Below are 741 nucleotides of genomic sequence, written 5' to 3'. Positions count from 1 at the left end.
GGCGTTGTCTTGATCCCAAATGTGGTGTCGCCATCTTTGGCCACCCAGTCGGTGTAGGTCACTTCACCCGTCACATTATCGACCGTTCCGGTCCGTGTGAACTCAACTTGATCTGTTTGGTCAGCCGGCGCTTTGGTCCCATCACTCATCACGTAGTGCACGTTTTCGTGATTAATGACATCCAAACTATTCTTGTCGGTATCGTTAGGCCACTTTGGTCCGGTTGGATTACTTGGATCGATCGGCTGACCTGGCGTTCCTGGATTACTTGGCGTAATCGGAGTTGTTCCATGCGTCAGGTGTACTACGAAGTTTTGGACTGTGCCATCTTCGTTATAGATTACGCCATTTACTGGGTAATTATCGGAAACTAACTGATAGCCTTCGGCTTCGTAATCCTTGATCCGCGTACTTGTCCGGTAGCTATCGGTTGTCGCAAACTTACCGGTTAACGTATCGACACTACCCAGTGTCTTACCGGTTGTGTCATCAATGTACGTCACAGTTGCCTGTTCATCGTTGGCCGTGTACGTGATCGACGTATCTTGGCCCGGATTAGTTGGTGTGATCGTACTTCCTGGTGTCAGTGGATTCCCATCGCCATCATGCGGTGTATACCCAGGGACAGTCGGTACGGTCACTTGTCCTGGCTGCGTCGGATCCGTCGGATCATTTGGATAGGCCACACTTGGTACCTTCGGCCAGTTAGGATCGCTAGGATCACTCGGCGTTGGTACTAAG

Annotated in this window: 1 protein-coding gene; it reads right to left on the bottom strand. The window is 50.9% G+C overall.

All coding sequences use genetic code 11. The annotated features are described in order from the left end of the window. Positions 1 to 741 (bottom strand): mucin-binding protein (locus tag ACRYI5_RS11030; protein ID WP_448225296.1); only part of this gene is annotated, 741 nt, incomplete at both ends.

The organism is Furfurilactobacillus sp. WILCCON 0119 (assembly GCF_053471565.1).
Note: the sequence above shows the minus strand (reverse complement) of the source record. Positions and strands in the feature narration are given on the sequence as shown.